We start from the raw sequence: 1127 nt of genomic DNA, 5'->3' as shown, positions 1-1127 counted from the left end.
ATAACAAACGATCAATGGAAAAATATTTTCGAGGAGATTAAAGACCGATTTCAAAAAGATCAGCAAAAAACTGAATAATCTTGGTAACTCTATAAAATCACTAAGACGCATTGAAAAAAGGAGGAGATTTTTGAGTGATGAAATAAGACGTAAAGATGCACGTGAAAAAATTATTCTAGGCGGTCTTGTCGTAAAGGCTGGTCTTAAAAATGCTGATAAGTCTTTTATTTTAGGATGTTTAATTCACGCTGCAAAACTTGATACAAATTCAAATGAATATAAAAATTTACAAAAAATAGGACAGCATGCTTTTGCTGATACGCGGGGTCAAAATGATAAACAATCTAAATCGTAAACAAATCATATTTTTAATATGCCCTTTTCTCTTTTCAATCATAATTCTTTTTCTTGTAAACATAACCATCAATAACATTACAGAAAATGGAACGACGCCTGATGCTTATTGGTTTGTAAGATCAAAGCCACTGGATATTTTAATCTTTATTGCACTTTCATGTTCTTCATTCATCTTATTACAAAAAAAGCATACCAGAAAAAATATCACTATTTCGTCCATGATCGTCTTTGGTTTGTTTGCAACTTATTATAGTGCAAATGAATATATCAGACTTAGTCCATATGTTGGTCAAGATAATATGACATGGGCGGATGTTCTTCCTTTCTTTGATAGGATGGTTTTATGGGGTGTTGTTATTGGCGTTGTTATCCTTGGTTACACTATGAATCTATCGTTGCCAAAAAAATTACCTTCGAAAAAATTAAAAAATACAATCTTCGGCGGCGCTCAATGGATGAATATGAAAAAACTAGAAAGCATCTTTCCAAGCGATGGAGAAATCATCGTAGGAGAACGATATCGAGTAGACGAAGATATTGTAACAGATGTTCTTTTTGATTCTCAAGACAAAACAACATGGGGGAAAGGAGGAACACAGCCATTACTAACATATAAACAAAATTTTTCTTCACCCCATATGTTATTTTTTGCTGGTTCTGGTGGTTATAAAACAACCAGTAATGTTATTCCAACTTGTCTCAAATATTCCGGTCCACTGGTCGTTTTTGATCCTTCAACTGAAATCGCTCCAATGGTAAAAAAAACAAGG

At 33.1% G+C, this 1127-nt stretch carries 2 protein-coding genes; both read left to right on the top strand.

The features are described 5' to 3' along the window. The first annotated feature begins 130 nt into the window (after positions 1-130). The gene (locus ACFILY_RS09365; RefSeq protein WP_375634888.1) at positions 131-355 is read left to right on the top strand and encodes a conjugal transfer protein TraD; all 225 of its coding nucleotides are present in this window, start codon (positions 131-133) and stop codon (positions 353-355) included. Beyond that, positions 333-1127, top strand: a 795-nt coding sequence (locus ACFILY_RS09360) for a type IV secretory system conjugative DNA transfer family protein (RefSeq protein ID WP_375673360.1), incomplete at its 3' end; no start/stop codon positions are given. The genes ACFILY_RS09365 and ACFILY_RS09360, both read left to right, overlap by 23 nt.

This window comes from Bartonella sp. CL25QHWL (assembly GCF_042195335.1).
Lineage (GTDB): Bacteria > Pseudomonadota > Alphaproteobacteria > Rhizobiales > Rhizobiaceae > Bartonella.
The sequence above is the reverse complement of the archived record's forward strand: the minus strand, read 5'-3'. Positions and strand labels throughout refer to the sequence as shown.